The sequence below is a fragment of the Streptomyces sp. NPDC030862 genome (assembly GCF_055571835.1).
The window spans coordinates 139,165-158,931 of sequence record NZ_JBVIEN010000010.1 but is presented as its reverse complement, the minus strand read 5'-3'; the positions used below and the strand labels follow the sequence as shown (position 1 = coordinate 158,931).

The window sequence follows — 19,767 nt, the reverse complement described above, 5'->3', positions numbered from 1 at the left end:
ACCTCCAGGGCTCGTCTGGGCTTTTCAGGGACAGGTAAAACAATCAAGCCAGTTGTCGGAGAGTTGACGTGTCGGAGCGGGACAAGGGGGGGATCAATGGTTACTTGTCGTATTGCTTGGCTCTTCTCGCGCAGCCACCCCTTCGCCTGGTAGAAACGGGATTCGCCGCAGGGGGGACGTCACGCTGAGTAAGTATCGGCCGGGGGTTCCGGGTCCTCTGCGGAGCGCTTCACAGGCTCGCAGAAAGCAGCGAATAACCAGGGGGGATTTTGAGAAGACGAACATCCGCTGTCGCCGCTGGGGCGATGCTCGCGGGAATTATCACTATGCAACCTGAGGTCGCGGCCGCTGACGGTGCGGAATTACGCGCCCCCGGCGGTACCGTATCCGCGGTTACGCTGACGGAAAAGCAGCAGGCGGAAAGCGCGGCCGCTGAAAAGTCTGCAGTAAAGGCCGGAAAGCGGGTCGAGATCATCTCGATGCGCACCGAGACGGATGAGACATATGCGAATCCGGATGGCACGTTCAGTGTGGACCGCGCCATTGTTCCGGTGAGGGTCCGACAGCAGGGCAGGCTCGTGCCCGTCGACCCCGAACTCGCGGTCGCGGGGGACGGGCGTATCGCCCCCGGAGCGACCGCGCTCCAGGTGTCGTTCTCGGGCGGAGGTGATGGCACCTTCGCGACCATGAGGGACAACGGCCGCGAGCTGTCCTTGTCCTGGCCAGGCAAGCTGCCCAAGCCATCCTTGAACGGCAACACGGCGACGTACGCGGAGGTGCTGCCCGGCGTCGACCTCACGGCCACGACGACCGTGGACTCGTTCTCGCATGCTCTCGTCGTCAAGAACGCCGAGGCCGCCAAGAACCCGGCGCTGGCCGCGGTCACCTTCGGCCTGAAGACGAAGGGCCTCGACATGAAGCCCGGTTCCGAGGGAGGGCTCCGCGCCGTCACACCCAACGGCGATGCCGCGTTCTCGGCGCCGAAGCCTCGCATGTGGGACTCGGCCGGGTCCGAGGCCGTCAAGGCCGCGCCGACGGCGAAGCGCCCCCTCGCAGCGGTGCTCACAGGTGCGACGGAGGGATCGCGCCAGGCGCCTATGGGCATGAAGCTGACGAAGAACGCGCTCACGCTGACGCCGGACAGGAAGCTCCTCAGCAACCCCGGCACCGTCTTCCCCATCGTCATCGATCCGGTGTGGGGGAAGGACGCCTGGAAGAACGCCTGGTCGATCGCGTACAAGCACACCGGCTACGCGGGCACCGAGAACACCGTGTACTGGAACGGCGGCACCATCTCCGACTTCGCCCGAGTCGGCGTCGCCAACGACCCCAACGGCGGCACGGTCAGCGCGAACACGTACTTCCGCGTCGCCACGGGGGACGTCCGGGACAAGCAGATCCTCAAGTCGACGTTGCGCATCAAGCAGACGCACGCAGGTTCGTGGTCGTGTAAGTCCGGTGACATTCTTGTGAAGGACATCGGGAAGAGTCTTCCCTCGAACATCACGTGGAACAACCAGCCCACCTGGCTCTCCACCATCGATTCCTCCGGAGAGTCGTTCGGCGGTCGCAACTGTCCCGCCGATACGGCAGGGCTGGTCGAATTCGACGTCACCTCGGCGATCAGCAAGGCTGCCAAGGGCAAGTACCCCGCGTGGGCGTTCGCTCTGACAGCCCGGAGCTCCACGGTCGATCATTCCTGGCGCAAGTTCGATCCCCACTCGGTACGCGTTTCGACCTACATGAACACGCTGCCGGTCAAGCCGGCCGACCTGTCCACGAACCCGTCGGTGCCCTGCTCCGGCGGCACGTTCGGCGTCACCGACTACGTGACTCTCCGTGCCAAGGTGGACGACGCGGAGGACAACAACCTCACGGTCCAGTTCCAGTACGCGGTGGTGGGCTCTTCCGCCGCTCCCATCCGGCCTGCCAAGGTCAACGCGAGCCGGGGCACGGTCGCCTCCCTGCGCATCGACACGCGGAACCTGGCCAGCGGTACCTACTGGTGGAACGTGGTGGCCAGCGACGGCACGGCCAACAGCCCGGTGAGCGACACCTGCCGTTTCACCTTCGACAAGAACGCCCCGTCCGCCCTCCCCGGCATCAGCTCGAAGGAGTTCCCGGCCGACACGGATGGAAACCCGGCCCGTACGAAGGGGCAGTTCCTCCTCACCAACGGCGGCGTCAGCGACGTCACCCACTGGATGTGGTGGACCGACTCCGACGCCACGGAGCGCTTCGTGTACGCCAAGGACTTCCCGGATCCGCTGAAGCCGCCGAAGATCGAGTACACGCCGCTCAGCGCGGGGCCGCAGTACCTGTACGTCCGCAGCATCGACGCGGCGGGCAACCGCTCGGCACTGCGCGCCTATCTCTTCATCGCGACTCGTGCGCCCGCGCGCGACAAGCCGGGCGACCTCAACGGCGACGGCACCGTCGACCTGTGGAGCGTCGACCCCGGCGGCGGGGCGCTATGGGCGCACCCGGGCCAGGGCAACGGAAAGTTCGGCGTGGGCCAGCAGGCCGACGACGAGTCGTTCGGCGAGGCGGTCACCGCCCATCGCGGCAGCTGGAACGAGGATTACTACGAGGACCTGGTGGCGCTGCGCCCCGGTGCCGAGGACCCGGCGCGCAAGGAACTGTGGGTCTACAGCAACGAGGGCAACGGCCAGTTGGCCGGCACGGAGGTCGGACGCCGTGAGCTGCAGGTGTTCTCCGATGACGCCAACCACTGGCACAACGCCGACCAGATCCTCTCGGTCGGCAGTATGAACGACGACAACGGCGACGGCACGCTCACCGATGTCGACACACCTGACCTGCTGGTCAAGGCGGGCGGCCAGCTCTGGCTGTACCTCGGCGCCCAGGGAAGCTCCTTCCTGGACGAGTTCTCCGAGCCCATCCCGCTCGGCAACGCCGACTGGCAGAACATGACGCTGCTGGCGCCCGGTGACCTCAACAAGGACGGCCTGCCGGAGCTGTGGGTCCGCGACACCAAAGCGGGCGCCGTTCACCAGTACACGAGCCGCCCCAATCCCGTGACGGGTGACCTCACCGCCGCCGACCTGACCGTCTACGGCGACCCAGCCGCCCGCACCGCGTCCATCGGTACGGGCTTCACATCGGCGGCGTACCCGCATCTGTCCACCGAGGGCGACTTCGAGGGCGACGGGTTCGCGGACCTGTGGGCGCGTGACGGCGTGGGGGCCTCGGTCGAGTTCCCAGGCAGGGCGCTCGCGAACAGCTCCGCCTTCGGCGCGGCGCGGCCGCTCGTCACGGGCGGCACCCCTTGGGGCACGTGCGAGGTCTTCGAATCCACGGCCACTGGCAAGCGTTCCCTGTGCGGGCCGATCCTGGCCAAGTACAAGGCCATCGGCGGCCCGGCCAAGTTCGGTTACCCGACCAGCGACGTCAAGACCGCCGGAGACGGCGTGGGCCGCTACGTCCACTTCCATCAGCCGGGTACGACGACGGAGAACCGCTCCATCTTCTGGAGCCCGGACACCGGCGCCTGGCCGGTCCACGGCAGCATCTGGGCCAAATGGAACGAGATGGGCCGCGACACCAGTGTCCTCGGCTACCCGACCTCGGACGAGCGTCCTACCAGTGACGGCATCGGCCGGGTTACCACCTTCAGCAAGGGCGGCAAGACGGGTGCGATCTACTACGCGTCCGGCGTCGGTGCCTTCTCCATCCACGGACCTGTCTATACGAAGTACCTGGAGCTCGGCGCCACGGCCGCCCTGGGATATCCGACGACCGACGTGCGGGCCACCAACCCGAAGGCCGGTTCTTTCCAGCGGTACCGCTTCCGCCACGAGACGGCGGACAGCGCATCCATTTACTGGAGCAGCGCGACGGGCGCCTGGCCTGTGTCCGGGCAGATCCGGGCGAAGTGGAACTCCCTGCAGTCGGAGAACAGCTGGCTGGGCTTCCCGACGTCCGACGAGTACGAGGTCACCGGAGGGACGCGGACCGACTTCGAGGACGGGTACGTGCGCTGGAACCGGGCGAGTGATATCGCCACCGAGTACAAGCCGAACGCGATGACCGGCGGTCTGCGCACGGAACTCGGAGGGGACGTCAACGGTGACGGCCGTAGCGACATGATCACCATCTACAACTACGGCGGCGCCACCACAGGCTTCCATGTCCTGTCCGCCAACACCGAAGGCGGGTTCGGCCCGCCGAAGGAGGCTTGGACCAGCGCCAAGGGAGGGTTCGACTACACGCGGAGCAAGTGGATCTCCGGCGACTTCAACGCCGACGGCCGTGCCGATGTCGCCGCCTTCTACGGCTATGCCGACGGCTCCGTCGCCACGTGGACCTTCTTGGGAGAGCCGGACGGCACCTTCAAGCGCACCCTCAAGAGCACGACGAACCCAAGCGGCTGGTCATGGGATGCCAGCCAGGTGCGCAGTGGCGACTTCAACGGGGACAAACGCGATGACTTCGCGATCCTCTACGACTACGGCAACGCCACTTCCGGCCTTCACACCTTCCTCGCGAAGGCGGACGGTACGTTCAATTCTCCGCTGGCCAGTTGGAAGTCCGGTGTTGGGGGCTGGGATGCCACCAGGGCCCAGATGGTCCCCGGCGATTTCAACGGGGACGGGCGTGCCGAGCTTGCTGGCTTGTACCAGTACGAGAGCGGAACGGCAGCTCTCTGGCGCTTCAACACCGCGGTCACCGGAGCATTCTCCAGTAATGGCAAGGCCTGGGATTCGGGTGCAGAAGCATGGATCGCCGCCGGTCGCTTGACCAGCGGTGACTTCAACGGTGACAAGAGGGCGGACCTCGCGGTGCTCAAGGGCAAGGGGAGCACAGCCAAGAAGTTGGAGACCTTCACTGCCACTCCAGACGGTGGGTTCAGCGCACCACGTGTCAGCTGGGAGACTCCTGCTTGGAGCGGCAGATGGGCATTCGGCAACCCCGGCGATGCGGTTTCCGGTGATGCGAACGCCGACGGAGTCGGAGACTTGGCTGTGATCTACGAACAGATGAGTGGAGACAGCCGCGCCTACACCTTCATAGGTAAGAGCGACGGCGACTTCGACAATCCCCAACCCTCCTGGCACGGCGAAGGTGGCACCTGGTAGCGAAAGGAATTCCAGAGTCACACTCTGACTGACACGCCAAGGCCCCGCGGTCATCCCCACCGCGGGGCCTTGGTCGTCGGCGTACTGCATGGGTGCACGTGCGGGGACCGGGAGAGGGACTGGCTGCGGTCCGGGGCGGATGCGGTCGGCTCCGGGCGTCCCCGGAGCCGACCGCTTTTTCGGGTGACCGGGCTGCTGTCCCCTGCCGTCCGGTCACGCACGCTGGAGCGAGGTCCCACGACGTACCCGAGGGGTACGCCACACGCTCCAGCGGAGCCACGCGTGGTTTCTTCGGCCCGCCCCTGGCTGACACGGACAACCGATCCAACGAAGGCCGGTACCGTGCGGTCACGCGCCGTACGGGTGAGGGTGGGACCGAACTCAGATACGGCCCCGGCACAACTCCAGCATCGTCATCGCCAGCGCGGTGCCCGGCTTGCCCAGCGCGGAGCGGTAGTGGGCGAGGACCTCCATCTCGCGGGCCAGGTTCACGCGGCGGCCGCCGGAAGTGATGCGGGCCTCCTGGATGACGGCCGAGATGGCCACCCGTTCCTGGATCAGGCCGATGATCCGGTCGTCGAGCGCGTCGATGCGCTCGCGCGCGTCGGTGATCAGCTCCGCGGCGTCGTCCGTGCGGGCGCCGGTCTTGTCGAGCGAGTCGAGTGCGGTCATGGCGGGGCTCCTCGGTCGGTGAGCGGTGCCCCGAGCGGCATGGCCCGGAAACGACAGACGCCCCGGACCTTGTCGGCCCGGGGCGCCTGGGGAAGTCGCTTGTCAGTGGCTCAAGCAGCACGACCATGGCAGCCGGACGGGCCCGGTGCCATAGGTAAAGACGTAGGTCAGGTGCTTGTGCATGGAGGCCAGTATGGTGCATCCGCACATCACGGCAAGCTCGGGTTCGGATGGTGAGACGAAAGGTCGCGCGGGCGCGCCGGTAGAATTGGCGTACAGCCCCTCCTCCCACCGCCGGAAGGCCGCCGTAGTGTCATCAGCGAATCCCGCTGCCGCGCCCGACGCCGTACTGGTCGTCGACTTCGGCGCGCAGTACGCCCAGCTCATCGCCCGACGCGTCCGTGAGGCGCGGGTCTACAGCGAGATCGTCCCGTCCACCATGCCGGTGGCCGAGATGCTGGCCAAGAACCCCAAGGCGATCATCCTCTCCGGCGGCCCGTCCTCCGTGTACGAAGAAGGCGCCCCTACCCTCGACCGCGAGATCTTCGAGGCCGGCGTCCCCGTCTTCGGTATGTGCTACGGCTTCCAGCTGATGGCCACCACCCTCGGCGGCACGGTCGACAACACCGGCGCGCGCGAGTACGGCCGTACGCCGCTGCACGTCAGCAAGGTCTCCTCGACCCTCTTCGAGGGCACCCCGGCCGAGCAGCCGGTGTGGATGTCGCACGGCGACGCCTGCTCCGCCGCGCCCGAGGGCTTCACCGTCACCGCGTCCACGGACGTCGTACCGGTCGCCGCCTTCGAGAACGACGAGAAGAAGCTGTACGGCGTGCAGTACCACCCCGAGGTGATGCACTCCACGCACGGCCAGCAGATCCTGGAGCACTTCCTCTACCGCGGCGCCGGCCTGCGCCCCGACTGGACCACCGGGAACGTCATCGAGGAGCAGATCGAGGCGATCCGCGCCCAGGTCGGCGACAAGCGCGCCATCTGCGGCCTCTCCGGCGGCGTCGACTCGGCCGTCGCGGCCGCGCTCGTCCAGAAGGCCATCGGCTCGCAGCTGACCTGCGTGTACGTCGACCACGGCCTGATGCGCAAGGGCGAGACGGAGCAGGTCGAGAAGGACTTCGTGGCGGCGACCGGCGTCCAGCTCAAGGTCGTCGACGCACAGGAGCGGTTCCTCGCCGCGCTCGCCGGGGTCTCCGACCCCGAAGAGAAGCGGAAGATCATCGGCCGTGAGTTCATCCGGGTCTTCGAGCAGGCCCAGGCCGAGATCGTGGCCGAGGCGCCGGACGACCAGCCGGTCGAGTTCCTCGTCCAGGGCACCCTCTACCCCGACGTCGTCGAGTCCGGCGGCGGTACGGGCACGGCGAACATCAAGTCCCACCACAACGTGGGCGGGCTCCCCGAGGACCTCGAGTTCAAGCTGATCGAGCCGCTGCGCAAGCTGTTCAAGGACGAGGTCCGGATGGTCGGCCAGGAGCTCGGCCTGCCGGAGGAGATCGTCCAGCGCCAGCCCTTCCCGGGCCCCGGCCTCGGCATCCGCATCGTCGGCGAGGTCACCAAGGAGCGCCTGGACCTGCTGCGCGAGGCCGACGCCATCGCCCGCGAGGAGCTCACCGCGGCCGGCCTGGACGGCGAGATCTGGCAGTGCCCGGTCGTTCTCCTCGCCGACGTGCGCAGCGTGGGCGTCCAGGGTGACGGGCGTACCTACGGCCACCCGATCGTCCTGCGGCCCGTCTCGTCCGAGGACGCGATGACCGCGGACTGGACGCGGATGCCGTACGACGTGCTCGCGCGGATCTCGACGCGCATCACCAACGAGGTGCGCGACGTCAACCGCGTCGTGCTGGACGTGACCAGCAAGCCCCCGGGCACCATCGAGTGGGAGTGACCCCACCCCCACCCGCACTCCCGGCGTAGCCGGATGAAGCCGCCGTTCACCCTCGTGGGCGGCGGCTTCGTCGCACCTCGCTGAAGCCTGAAGCCTGAAGCGCTGAACCGGCGGCCCTTCCGTCGCGTATCCATCGGATGGGGCCGGACAATCGGTTCATGCGGTGGAGAGGCGGGTCGGCGATGGGCGGGCACACGTACCGGACGTACCGGACAGCGGGGGAGCCCCGGGGGCTGCGGGCGGCGGCCTCGCGCTACGCGCTGCTGCCGCTGCGGATCTTCCTCGGCGTCACGTTCGTCTACGCCGGGCTCGACAAGCTCACCGACGGCCGGTTCCTGGCCGCGTCCGGAGCGGGCTCGGTCGGCGAGCTGATGCGGTCCGTGCGGGACTCCTCCGCCGTGCCGTGGCTGGTCGACCTGGCGCTGAAGAACCCGGAGGCGTTCGGGCAGGCCATCGCCTTCGGCGAGCTGGCCGTCGGGGCCGGGACGCTGCTCGGGCTGTTCGCGCGGCTCGCCGCCGCCGGTGGGGCGCTCATCTCGCTGAGCCTGTGGCTGACCGTGAGCTGGCAGTCCGACCCGTACTACTACGGCAACGACCTCGCCTACCTCATGGCGTGGCTCCCGCTGGTGCTGGCCGGTGCGTCCGTCCTCTCCGCCGACGCGGTCCTCGCCGCGCGGCGGCGGCGCAGCCGGTAGGCGGCCCAGGCGGCGGCGCCCGCCAGCCCCAGCCCGCCGCAGAGCAGCGGTATCACCGCGTACCAGGGCGTGTGCCAGGAACCGGCGGCGTCACCCCCGTACAGGACGGCGATCGTCATGCCCGTGGCGCCCGCGATCAGCCGGCCCGGGCGGAACTCATGCAGCGGCACGGGTGACCTCCACCAGTCCTAGCGCGGCGTTCAGCGTGAGGTGCAGGGTGCCGGCTGGGGGCACCCCTCGGGGCGGGGGGATCGTACGGACGGTGTCCTGGTCCGGCGCGATGTCGATCTCACCGGACGGGTCGGCCGGAAGCCGCACGTCACCGAGGCCCACCTGGGCGTGCACCGTCACGGTCACGTTCCGGGGGACGACCACTTCCACGCGGCCGGCGCCCACCTCCGCCGAGGTGCGCAGGGTCCGCTCCGGGGGGACGGCCACCTTGGAGAGGTCCACCGTGCCGACGCCGCTGCCCACGGCGTAGCGCGGCTGGACGTCCGCCACGGTGGCCGGTCGCCATGTCGTACGGGTCCACTCGGTGTCGATCTGCCGCGGTATCAGCGAGGCGCCCGCCAGCAGCAGGGCCATGACGACCGTCATGAAGACCGTGCCCAAGCCGGTGCGGCCCACGAACGAGCTGACCGCCAGGCCGAGGGCGAGGACGCCCAGCGCGCACGCGAGCCCCGTCTGCAGGCACGTACCGAGCGGCTGCGACCCCCAGGGCAGGGCCGTGCCGAGCGCTCCCGCCAGCAGCGCGAGCAGGAAGACCGCGCCGCCGATCGAACGCGGGCCGCGCGGGGCCGGGGCGGCGGGCGGCGACGGGGCCCAGGCGCGCCTGTGGGCGCGGGCGCGGATCGCGTCCTCGACGCCCACCGCGTCCTCGGGGCCCCACAGGTAGCCGAGGGCCAGCGGCCCCGTCGTACCGTCCTTGATGATCGGGTCCCGCCACCATGACGGTGCCGCGGGCGGCGGCGGGGCCTGCGTCTCGGGCGGCGCCTCCGCGACCGCGTGCGCAGCCGCCGGGTCCAGCGGCACCTCCGCCTCGACCGTCAGCCGGCGCCGCTGCGACCAGACGGCCGCGCCGCTCACCGCTATGACGAGCAGCAGCGAGAAGGAGATGGTGCTGCTGTTGCCCAGCATCGACAGGAACAGCCCGCAGCCGACGAGCGCCAGCAGCACGGCGGTCAGCGAGGCGCCGTCGACACGGCCCGACAGCAGCCGGCGCGCTTCGTTCTCCTCCTCGCCGTCGGCGGTGATCAGCAGCCAGGCGAAGCCGTAGAAGAGCAGGCCGAGGCCGCCGGTGACGGCGAGCACGCCGACCGCCACCCGGAAGACCACCGGGTCGAGGTCGTAGTGACGGCCGAGACCGCCGCACACCCCGGCCACCACCTTGTGCCGGCGCGCGCGGCGCAGCGGCGGAGGGGCGGCGGGCGCGGGCGCTCCCGAGGGGGCGGGGCCGGCCGCGCCCTCGGGAACCTCCTCGGGCGGCGCGGGAGTCGTGCTGGTCATACGTCCATGGTGGCGGTCCGCGCGCCCCGGCGGCACCGGGGCCGACCCTGGCCCGTCCCTGATATCGCCGCCGGGCCCCGGGGAGCCGTCTCAGGGCCGCGTAGGGGATCGACCCTGATGTGGGCGGGCCCGGTGCCGTGTGACGATCGGACCATGCCCGTCGCCACCCGTCCGCCCGAGACCGACGAACCGCCCGTGCGCAAGCTGTACCGCAGCGCCGACGGGCGGATGCTCGGCGGTGTCGCGCGGGGCCTCGCCGGGCACCTGGGTCTGCCCGTCATCTGGGTGCGCTTCGTCTTCCTCGCCCTCTTCATGGCCGACGGCCTGGGCGTGCTGCTGTACGCCGTCTTCTGGATCGTCGTCCCGCTCGGCGTCGGGGGCAGGGCCAGGACCGCCGAGCCGCGTTCCGTGTTCGAGACCACCCCCGACGGGCGCCGCCGCCTCCGCAAGCCCGACAAGGGACAGATCGTCGCCCTCGTCGCGCTGATGATCGGCGCCGGTGCCTTCGTCAGCAGCGTCAACCTGGGCGGCCAGGCCAACCGGTACGTCTGGCCGATCCTGCTCGTCGGCGTCGGCGTCGTCCTGGTGTGGCGCCAGGCGGACAACGCGCGCCGGGCCCAGTGGTCCCGCTCCGGCCGTCGTAAGCGCCTCTTCCAGCTCGCGCGCGGCGTGGCCGGGGTGGCTCTCGTCGGCATGGGCCTGACCGTGTTCATGGTGGTGCGCGGCTCGGCGGCCCAGCTGGGTACGGCGCTCACCGCAGCCATAGCGGTGCTGGCCGGCATAGCGCTGCTCGCCGGCCCCTGGCTGGTGCGGATGTCGCAGGACCTCTCCGAGGAGCGGACCATGCGCATCCGCGCCCAGGAGCGCGCCGAGGTCGCCGCCCACGTCCACGACTCCGTCCTGCACACCCTCACCCTCATCCAGCGCAACGCCGACGACCCGGGCGAGGTCCGCCGCCTCGCCCGCGCCCAGGAGCGCGAGCTGCGCGAGTGGCTGTACAAGCCGGAGGGCACCGGCAAGGACGCGGACGAGGAGCCCGAGACCCTCGCCGAGGCCGTGAAGCGGACCGCGGCCGAGGTCGAGGACACCCACGGCGTCCCCATCGAGGTCGTGGTCGTCGGCGACTGCCCGCTGGACGAGAAACTGGCCGCCCAGGCGCAGGCCGCGCGCGAGGCGATGGTCAACGCCGCCAAGTACGGTGGCGAGGGCGGGGCCGTACAGGTGTACGCCGAGGTCGAGGGCCGTACCGTCTTCGTCTCCGTACGGGACCGGGGGCCCGGCTTCGACCTGGACGCGGTGCCCGCCGACCGGATGGGCGTACGAGAATCGATCATCGGCCGGATGCAGCGCAACGGCGGCACCGCGCGGCTGCGGTCGGTGCCGGGGGACGGCACCGAAGTGGAGCTCGAGATGGAGAGGGCGGACGCATGACCGAGGAGACGACGGCTTCCGTAGGGCCCGGGGAGTCCCGGCAGTCCATGGAGCCCGGGGAGTCGCGGCAGTCCGGGGCGCCCGGGCAGCCCGTGGAGTCCGTGGCGCCCGGGCAGTCCGGGGAGTCCGGGCAGCCGGTGGGGCGGCGCGCACGGGTGGTGCTCGTCGACGACCACCGGATGTTCCGCACCGGCGTCCGGGCCGAGATCGGCCGGACCGAGACGACCGGCGTCGAGGTGGTCGGCGAGGCCGCCGACGTCGACGAGGCCGTCTCCGTGATCACCGAGACCCGCCCCGAGGTCGTCCTCCTCGACGTCCACCTGCCGGGCGGCGGCGGCGTCGAGGTGCTGCGCCGCTGCGCGCCGCTGATGGCCGACCCCCGGAACCCGGTCCGCTTCCTCGCGCTGTCGGTCTCGGACGCCGCCGAGGACGTCATCGGCGTCATCCGCGGAGGGGCCCGCGGGTACGTCACCAAGACCATCACCGGGAGCGATCTGGTCGACTCGATCTTCCGGGTGCAGGACGGCGACGCCGTGTTCTCGCCCCGGCTGGCCGGGTTCGTGCTGGACGCCTTCGCCTCGACCGACGCCCCGCCCGTCGACGAGGACCTCGACCGGCTCACGCAGCGGGAGCGCGAGGTGCTGCGGCTGATCGCCCGCGGGTACGCGTACAAGGAGATCGCCAAGCAGCTGTTCATCTCGGTCAAGACGGTCGAGTCGCACGTCTCGGCGGTGCTCCGGAAGCTCCAGCTGTCCAACCGGCACGAGCTGACCCGCTGGGCGACGGCCCGCCGCCTCGTCTGAGGGCCACCCGTCCCCGGCCGCTCATCGCTCATGACGTAACCGGGACATAACCGGGGCAACCCGCACGGTTCCGGGCCCCTCCTACAGACCGTGATGAGCCTGACGGGTACGCCCTTCCTCGTGACCGCGATCGTGCTGGCCGTGATCGCGGTCCTGCTGCCGCTGGTGCTGTGGACCCGACTGCGCGGACCGGCGGTCGTGCGGGGCGCACTCCGGCTCGGCATGGTCGCTTTCGCCCAGCTCACCGCGATCGTGGTGGTCTTCGTCGCGGTCAACAACGCCAACCGCCTGTACGACAGCTGGGGCGACCTCCTCGGCACCAGCGACCACGTCGACGCGGCGATCGACCTCGGCCCCGACGGCACGGGCGGCAAGCGCGTCACCGACCTGCCGAAGGTGCGGCAGACGTTCGAGCCGGTCGACGACCCGGGCATGGGCGAGGGCATCCGGCGCACCACCCTCAAGGGCCGGATCTCCGGGGTGGAGGCCGAGGTGTACGTATGGCTGCCGCCGCAGTACGACGACCCGGCGTACAAGGACCGGAGGTTCCCGGTGGTCGAGCTGCTCTCCGGCTTCCCCGGCTCCCCGAAGTCCTGGTTCGGCAGCCTGCATGCGAGCAGGCAGCTGGAGCCGCTGATGCGGCAGGGCAAGGTCGCGCCGTTCATCCTGGTGTCGCCGCGGACCACCCTGCTCGGCGACACCGACACCGGCTGCGCCAACATCCCCGGCAAGGTGAACGCCGACTCGTGGCTCAGCATCGACGTACGCCGGATGGTCACCGACAACTTCCGCGCCCTCGACACACCCGACGGCTGGGCCGTCGCCGGGTACTCGGCGGGCGCCCACTGCGCCGCGAAGCTGACCGTCGCGCACCCCGACCGGTACGGGTACGCGATCAGCATGTCCGGCTACAACGACCCCGCCGCGGAGCCGTCCTCGCTCACCGGCCGGGACCCGGAGCTGCGGCACCGGCACAACCCGCTCACCCTCCTGAAGACCGCCGCGAGCCCGCCCGGGATCACGATGCTGTTCACCGGGAACGGGCAGGACGGCTTCCAGCAGGGCCTGGACCTGCGCGCCGTCTCCCGGCCGCCGACCCGGATCGACGTCCGCCAGGTCGCGGGCGGCCACCGCACGGCCTCCTGGATGCGGGAGGTGCCGGCGGTCTTCGAGTGGCTGACGGAGCGCATGGGGACGGGTCCCGGGGCGGGGACCGCCGGGGGTCACGGAGCCAGCGAGACGTCCACCTTCTCCGCCACCCGCCGGTAACCGATCCCCGCGTAGATCCGCTCGATCGCCGCGTCGGCCGGCTCCAGCCACACCAGCCGGCAACCGCGCCCGAACGCCGTCGCCGTCAGGAACGCCGAGAGGCCCGCGCCGACGCCCCGCCGCCGGTGGCTCGCCGCGACCGCCAGCCCGGCGAGCTCGCTCAGCCCGTCCACCGGCACCGAGCAGCCGCCCGCCCCCACCGTCGTACCGTCGGTGGTGTCCGTGGCGATGCCGGCGACACCGCCGCCGGCCGCCGCCGTGCGCAGCCAGCGGATCGCGCCCTCGTCCGCCTCGCCGGTCCCGCCGTACGCGAGGTTCTGCACCGCGGCGGCGGCCGCGTACGCGGCGTCGTCCGCCGGTTCGCCGAACGCGATGCCGTCGACGGGCCCCGGATCCCGCAGCCCGCCCGGCGCGCACGCCATCAGCGGCGCCCGACGCTCGACGGTGAACCCGGCGGCGAGCAGCGCAGGTTCCAGCTCCGGCGCGCAGGCGGGCTGGAACTCCAGGCGCGGCAACCGCTCCAGCTCCCGGAAGGCCGCCACCAGTTCGTCGATCTCCGCCTTCGTGGGCGCGGCGCCCGCGTCGGGGATGGCGTAGTTGGCGGGCGGGATGTCCCAGTCGGGGTTGTAGCGCAGGGTGAAGGGGCCCACGCGGCGGTGGTCGGGGGACCGCTGCGCCAGGGTGCGGACGCAGTCCTGGAGGTCGGCGGCGATGCCGTCGGGAACGGCTCCGGGGGTCCCGTTGGGGCTGCCGTCGGGGATTCCTTCGGGGGTATCGCGATCCATGGTCATGGATCCCGGACCCTATGCGACCCGGGTCGCTCCCGCCCACGGCATTTCGTCGATCGGCGCGATCCGTACGGGCGCGCCGGGGCGCGGCGCGTGGATCATCTTGCCGTCGCCGATGTAGAGCCCGACGTGGCTGACGCCGGAGTAGAAGAACACCAGGTCACCGGGGGCGAGCGCGGAGCGCGGTACGCGTTGTCCGGCGTTGATCTGGGTGTACGTGGTGCGCGGCAGGGACACTCCCGCGGAGCGCCACGCGGCCTGGGTGAGGCCCGAGCAGTCGAAGGCCGACGGCCCGGTCGCGCCCCATACGTACGGCTTGCCGAGGGCCCCGTACGCGTACGCGATGGCCTGCGCGGCGCGCGGGTTGGGTGCCTGCGGCGCTCGCGCCGGCGGGAGGCTTCCGGCCGACGGGCCTGGGTTCTCGTACCGGGCGCGTTCGGGGGCGGACAGCCGGCCCAGGAGGCGCTCGGCGGCGGCGAGCTTCTGCCGGATGGTGGTCTTGTGGCGGCGCAGCTCGGCCTGGCGGGCCTCCAGTTCCCGCAGATGGCCGCCGGATTCGGCGCGCAGCTGCGCGAGCCCGGCGAGTTCGCGGCGCAGGGCGGCGATGGCGTCGGTCTGGCGGGTCCCGGCGCGCTCGGCGAGGGCGGCGCCCTCCAGGTACGCGTCGGGGTCGCTGGAGAGGGCGAGCTGGAGGGCGGGGTCGAGGCCCCTGTGCCGGTACTGGGCGGTGGCCACGGAACCGAGCGCGTGGCGGGTGGCGGCGAGCCGCTCCGTCCGGCGGGCGGCCTCGTCCCGCAGGGCGTCCAGGGAGGAGCGGGCCTTGTCGGCCTGCTCCTTGGCGCCGTTGTACCGCTCGGTGGCCTCCTCGGCCTCCCGGTGCAGCCGGTCCACCTCGCTCCTGACCTGGGCGGGGGAGAGGCGGGGCTCCGCGTGCCCGGCGCCGCTGAGGGCGGTGGCGGTCGCCGCCCCGGCGAGTACGAAGCCGACGGCGGTGCGCCCGGCCGCCCGCCCGGCCGCAGATGCGTTCAGGGAGCGCTGCCGGGGCTTGCGGTGCTTGCCGCGCTGCGGAGGTTCTGGTTCTGGGTGAGCTGCCACGAGGGCGGGTCACTTCCCTTCCCTGTCGCGTGTGGGTGGGGTGGCCGGCCGCCGCCCGGGAGTCGGAAGACGGCGGTGGGAGAACCGGCCACCTGGGGGAGGACGCTAAACCCGCCGGTCACGGTGGTGAGGGGGAGTGACCGCAATTGCCCGCAGGTGAGAGTTCGGGAACGGCTTCCGTGGGCGGCGACACGCCTGGAATCTCTCATTCCGTATCAGCTGTGACCGAGGCGATGAATGAGGCAACCCTGACCGGCGACCGGTGCTATGGCCCCGGTTAGGCTCCGGCCCATGGACGTACTCATCAATGTCTTCGTCGCGCTGCACATCATCGGTATCGGCGCCCTGCTGGGCGGCTTCCTGTCCCAGATGAAGGCGATGGGCGCGGGCACGGCGCGCTTCAGCCCCGGCATGCTGCACGGCGCGCTGACCATGCTGGTGACGGGTGTGGCCCTGGTCGGGCTCAACCAGGCCGACGACCAGACCGTGAACAACATCAAGATCGGCGTGAAGCTGGCGATCCTGGTCGTCATTCTCGGCCTGGTGTACGTCAAGCGGGACGAGGAGACGGTCGACAAGGCGCTGTTCGGCGCCGTGGGCGGCCTCACCGTCGCCAACATCTTCATCGCGACGCTCTGGACCTGATGTGACCTGAGCGGCCCGCTTCCCACGGGCGGGCCGCCCCCCTCAGGCCGCCCCCTCAGGCGGGGCGCACGCAGCCGTACAGCGGCATGGAGTGGACCGCGTCCTCGCGGACGTTCATCCCAGGGCGCGGGGCGTGGATCATCACGCCGTCGCCCTGGTAGACGCCGACGTGGCTGATGTCGTCGTAGAAGAACACCAGATCGCCGGGGCGCAGCTCGTCCATGGAGACGCGCGTGCCGACGTGGGCCTGCTCCCAGGTGGTCCGCGGCAGGTCGACGCCCGCCGCCTTCCAGGCCGCCTGGGTCAGGCCGGAGCAGTCGTACGAGCTCGGGCCGGCCGCGCCCCAGACGTACGGCTTGCCGAGCTGGGCGCGGGCGAAGGCCAGCACCTTGTCGGCTTCGGCCGCGGTGCGGTCGGGACCGTGACCGGTTCCGCTCTCGGTCCCGCGGGCTTCCGGCCCGTACGCCGGGGCCTCCGCCCGCGTCCCGGCCGGGGCCTCTGCCTGCGTCCGGTCCGGCGCCTCCGTCCGCGTCTCCTCCCGCGCCAGCAGGGCGCGCGCCTCCGCGAGCTTGCGCTGCACCGTCCGCTTGCCGGCGCGCAGCGCCTCGGGGGTCTTCGCGGGCTCGGCCCGCGGGGTCGGGATCTCCGCCTTCCACGCCTCGGCGGGCTCGACGGCCTCGACGGCATCGTTGTCGGGCTTCGCGGTCGGCTCCGCCTCGACGTGCGGGACGTGCGGGATGAGCGGGGCGGGCTGGACGGGCTGGACGGGCCGCACGGGCTGCGCTGGCTGGGCGGGCCGCACGGGCTGGGCGTACCGCTGCGCCTGCGTCCCCGTGCCTCCGGCCTGCCGGTAGAGGTCGTCGACCTTTCTCTGCACCTCCTCCACCGTCGGCCGGCCCGGCGCGGCCTCGGCCGACTGGGCGGACAGCAGGGTCGTGAACGAGGCGATGGCGGCCGTCGTGACCCCGACGGCGGGGGAATTGGTGCCAAACGAACCGAACGTACCGAACGTGCGGGTGGTGCTGCTGCGCGGCTTGCGATGCGACGCCAAGGCCGGCATCTCCTTCCGTAGACCGCCTACCGGGTCAACCGGCGGGTTCGGGCGAACGGAAGGTGCCCTACGGCCTGCGGAAGCGGCCGATTCACCCCATGGTGCATGGTGGGTCCCCGGTTCCAACTCCCGAGCGGGGAGAGTGGATTCGGCGTGGGCGGTCCGATCGGCGTGGTTCGCCGATGAGGGAACGGTCCGCTTGTGCGGCACGCTAGCCAACGTGTGGTGGTGCTGTGAAGGATGATGTTCGATATGCCGGATACATTTTCGTGACCTTTACGCGCCGCTTATGTGTCATCGCGCTCTGCGACGAAGCCGGTTCGGCCCCGGCTGTCAGTGGGGCGGCCTAGACTCGATAGGCGATGAGCAGCCTCTTTGACGACAGCTTCCTGGCGGACCTGCGGAACCACACCTCCGAGGAACCGCCGCCGCCCCCCGAGGACTCCGAGGGCCACGCCCCGGCCCCGGAGGAGGTCCCGCACGACCTCTTCGGGGACCGCTTCGACGTGCCCCCGGCCCGGGACGCGTACCACCGCGACGGCGCGCCGCGCACCGTCGTGGACCCCGCCGCGCTGCTGGAGGGGCTGAACGACCAGCAGCGCGCCGCCGTCGTCCACACCGGCTCGCCGCTGCTCATCGTGGCCGGTGCGGGCTCCGGCAAGACCCGGGTGCTCACCCACCGCATCGCCCACCTGCTGGCCACCCGGCACGTCCACCCGGGCCAGATACTGGCGATCACCTTCACCAACAAGGCCGCCGGCGAGATGAAGGAGCGCGTCGAGCAGCTCGTCGGCCCGCGCGCCAACGCCATGTGGGTGATGACCTTCCACAGCGCGTGCGTCCGCATCCTGCGCCGCGAGTCGAAGAGGCTCGGCTTCACGTCGTCCTTCTCGATCTACGACGCCGCCGACTCCAAGCGGCTCATGGCGCTGGTCTGCCGCGACCTGGACCTCGACCCGAAGAAGTTCCCGCCGAAGTCCTTCAGCGCCAAGATCTCCAACCTCAAGAACGAGCTGATCGACGAGGAGACCTTCGCCGACCAGGCCGCCGACGGTTTTGAGAAGACGCTCGCCGAGGCGTACCGGATGTACCAGGCGCGGCTGCGCGAGGCCAACGCCCTGGACTTCGACGACATCATCATGACGACGGTCCACCTGCTCCAGGCGTTCCCGGACGTCGCCGAGCACTACCGCCGCCGCTTCCGCCACGTCCTCGTCGACGAGTACCAGGACACCAACCACGCCCAGTACACGCTCGTACGCGAACTGGTGGGGACGGGTTACGACGACCTCGGCCCGGCCGAGCTGTGCGTCGTCGGTGACGCCGACCAGTCGATCTACGCCTTCCGCGGCGCCACCATCCGCAACATCCTCCAGTTCGAGGAGGACTACCCGGACGCGACGACGATCCTGCTGGAGCAGAACTACCGCTCCACCCAGACCATCCTCTCCGCCGCCAACGCCGTGATCGAGCGCAACGAGAGCCGCCGCCCCAAGAACCTGTGGACGAACGCCGGCCCCGGCTCGCGCATCACCGGGTACGTCGCGGACACCGAGCACGACGAGGCGCAGTTCGTCGCCGACGAGATCGACCGGCTGACGGACGCGGGCGAGGCGAAGGCCGGCGACGTCGCGATCTTCTACCGGACGAACGCCCAGTCCCGTGTCTTCGAGGAGATCTTCATCCGCGTCGGCCTGCCGTACAAGGTCGTCGGCGGCGTCCGCTTCTACGAGCGCAAGGAGGTCCGGGACGTCCTGGCGTACCTGCGCGTGCTGGCGAACCCGGAGGACAGCGTCCCGCTGCGCCGCATCCTCAACGTGCCCAAGCGGGGCATCGGCGACCGCGCCGAGGCGATGATCGAGGCGCTGGCCCTCCGCGAGAAGATCACCTTCCCGCAGGCGCTGCGCCGCGTCGACGAGGCGTACGGCATGGCGGCCCGCTCCGCGAACGCCGTGAAGCGCTTCAACACCCTCCTCGACGAGCTGCGCACCATCGCCGAATCCGGCGCCGGTCCGGCCGTGGTCCTGGAGGCGGTCCTGGAGCGCACCGGGTACCTCGCCGAGCTGCAGGCCTCCACCGACCCGCAGGACGAGACCCGCATCGAGAACCTCCAGGAGCTCGCCGCCGTGGCCCTGGAGTTCGAGCAGGAGCGCGGCGAGAACCCCGGCACGCTCGCCGAGTTCCTGGAGCAGGTGGCGCTCGTCGCCGACTCCGACCAGATCCCGGACGAGGACGAGGAGGGCTCCGGCGTCATCACGCTGATGACGCTGCACACCGCCAAGGGCCTGGAGTTCCCGGTGGTGTTCCTGACGGGCATGGAGGACGGCGTCTTCCCGCACATGCGCGCCCTCGGCCAGACCAAGGAGCTGGAGGAGGAGCGGCGCCTCGCGTACGTCGGCATCACGCGCGCCCGCGAACGGCTCTACCTGACGCGGTCGTCGATGCGCAGCGCCTGGGGCCAGCCCTCGTACAACCCGCCCTCGCGGTTCCTGGAGGAGATCCCGGCCCAGCACCTGGAGTGGAAGCGCACGGGCGCGATGGCCAAGCCGTCGTCCGGCGGCCCGGCCTCCGGGATCACCGCGTCGCTGTCGTCCTCGCGTTCCCGCTCCGGCCCGTCGGGCTTCGCCACGCGGCGTACGACCGACAAGCCGGTGATCGCGCTGGCGGTCGGGGACCGGGTGACGCACGACCAGTTCGGGCTCGGGACCGTGATGGCGGTGACGGGCGCGGGCGCCGACGCGCAGGCGACGATCGACTTCGGGGACGAGAAGCCGAAGCGGCTGCTGCTGCGGTACGCGCCGGTCGAGAAGCTGTAGTCC

The 19,767-nt window shown here is 70.9% G+C and carries 13 protein-coding genes and 1 riboswitch; of the genes, 8 read left to right on the top strand and 5 right to left on the bottom strand.

All coding sequences use genetic code 11. The annotated features are described in order from the left end of the window. Window positions 1-326: 326 nt before the first annotated feature. Window positions 327-5,099: an FG-GAP-like repeat-containing protein gene (locus ACZ42X_RS26185; protein WP_468294789.1), complete on the top strand. Its 4,773-nt coding sequence runs from the start codon at window positions 327-329 to the stop codon at window positions 5,097-5,099. A gap of 381 nt (window positions 5,100-5,480) precedes the next feature. Here ACZ42X_RS26185 and ACZ42X_RS26180 read toward each other — a convergent pair whose 3' ends face one another. Continuing rightward, entirely contained in the window at window positions 5,481-5,771 is a 291-nt protein-coding gene (locus tag ACZ42X_RS26180) for a chorismate mutase (RefSeq protein ID WP_361421181.1), read from the bottom strand. A gap of 310 nt (window positions 5,772-6,081) precedes the next feature. On the opposite strand from ACZ42X_RS26180, the gene guaA reads away from it, so the two are divergent. Next, window positions 6,082-7,665 (top strand): glutamine-hydrolyzing GMP synthase, encoded by a 1,584-nt coding sequence (gene guaA, locus ACZ42X_RS26175; RefSeq protein WP_361421179.1) that lies wholly within the window; start codon window positions 6,082-6,084, stop codon window positions 7,663-7,665. Between the two features lie 182 nt (window positions 7,666-7,847). Further along, window positions 7,848-8,360 (top strand): DoxX family protein, encoded by a 513-nt coding sequence (locus tag ACZ42X_RS26170; protein WP_468295214.1) that lies wholly within the window; start codon window positions 7,848-7,850, stop codon window positions 8,358-8,360. A 156-nt stretch (window positions 8,361-8,516) separates the two neighbouring features. Here ACZ42X_RS26170 and ACZ42X_RS26165 read toward each other — a convergent pair whose 3' ends face one another. Then, window positions 8,517-9,866, bottom strand: a complete 1,350-nt coding sequence (locus ACZ42X_RS26165) for a PspC domain-containing protein (protein WP_468294786.1) — start codon at window positions 9,864-9,866, stop codon at window positions 8,517-8,519. 153 nt (window positions 9,867-10,019) lie between these two features. Here ACZ42X_RS26165 and ACZ42X_RS26160 point away from each other — a divergent pair, with 153 nt between their 5' ends. The 3 genes from ACZ42X_RS26160 (at window position 10,020) to ACZ42X_RS26150 (ending at window position 13,369) form a co-directional block, all read left to right on the top strand. Next, entirely contained in the window at window positions 10,020-11,297 is a 1,278-nt protein-coding gene (locus ACZ42X_RS26160; RefSeq protein ID WP_468294783.1) for a PspC domain-containing protein, read from the top strand. Continuing rightward, entirely contained in the window at window positions 11,294-12,100 is an 807-nt protein-coding gene (locus tag ACZ42X_RS26155; protein WP_468294780.1) for a LuxR C-terminal-related transcriptional regulator, read from the top strand. Before ACZ42X_RS26160 ends, ACZ42X_RS26155 begins: the two co-directional genes overlap by 4 nt. 93 nt (window positions 12,101-12,193) lie before the next feature. Then, the gene (locus ACZ42X_RS26150; protein WP_468295211.1) at window positions 12,194-13,369 is read left to right on the top strand and encodes an alpha/beta hydrolase; all 1,176 of its coding nucleotides are present in this window, start codon (window positions 12,194-12,196) and stop codon (window positions 13,367-13,369) included. Here the strand turns inward: ACZ42X_RS26150 and ACZ42X_RS26145 are convergent. Next, entirely contained in the window at window positions 13,324-14,160 is an 837-nt protein-coding gene (locus ACZ42X_RS26145; RefSeq protein ID WP_468294777.1) for a GNAT family N-acetyltransferase, read from the bottom strand. The two genes, ACZ42X_RS26150 and ACZ42X_RS26145, sit on opposite strands and share 46 nt — an antisense overlap. 12 nt (window positions 14,161-14,172) lie before the next feature. Further along, window positions 14,173-15,252, bottom strand: coding sequence for a C40 family peptidase (locus ACZ42X_RS26140; protein ID WP_468294774.1), 1,080 nt, complete (start codon window positions 15,250-15,252; stop codon window positions 14,173-14,175). A gap of 291 nt (window positions 15,253-15,543) precedes the next feature. On the opposite strand from ACZ42X_RS26140, the gene ACZ42X_RS26135 reads away from it, so the two are divergent. Beyond that, window positions 15,544-15,897 (top strand): hypothetical protein, encoded by a 354-nt coding sequence (locus tag ACZ42X_RS26135; RefSeq protein WP_361421155.1) that lies wholly within the window; start codon window positions 15,544-15,546, stop codon window positions 15,895-15,897. A gap of 55 nt (window positions 15,898-15,952) precedes the next feature. On the opposite strand, the gene ACZ42X_RS26130 is transcribed toward ACZ42X_RS26135, so the two are convergent. Continuing rightward, window positions 15,953-16,957 (bottom strand): C40 family peptidase, encoded by a 1,005-nt coding sequence (locus ACZ42X_RS26130; protein WP_468294771.1) that lies wholly within the window; start codon window positions 16,955-16,957, stop codon window positions 15,953-15,955. Beyond that, window positions 16,956-17,112, bottom strand: a riboswitch (cyclic di-AMP (ydaO/yuaA leader). It overlaps the preceding gene by 2 nt. A 198-nt stretch (window positions 17,113-17,310) precedes the next feature. Between ACZ42X_RS26130 and pcrA the strand changes: the two genes are divergently transcribed. Then, complete coding sequence (gene pcrA / locus ACZ42X_RS26125) at window positions 17,311-19,764, top strand: DNA helicase PcrA (RefSeq protein WP_468294768.1); 2,454 nt, start codon at window positions 17,311-17,313, stop codon at window positions 19,762-19,764. Window positions 19,765-19,767: the final 3 nt, after the last annotated feature.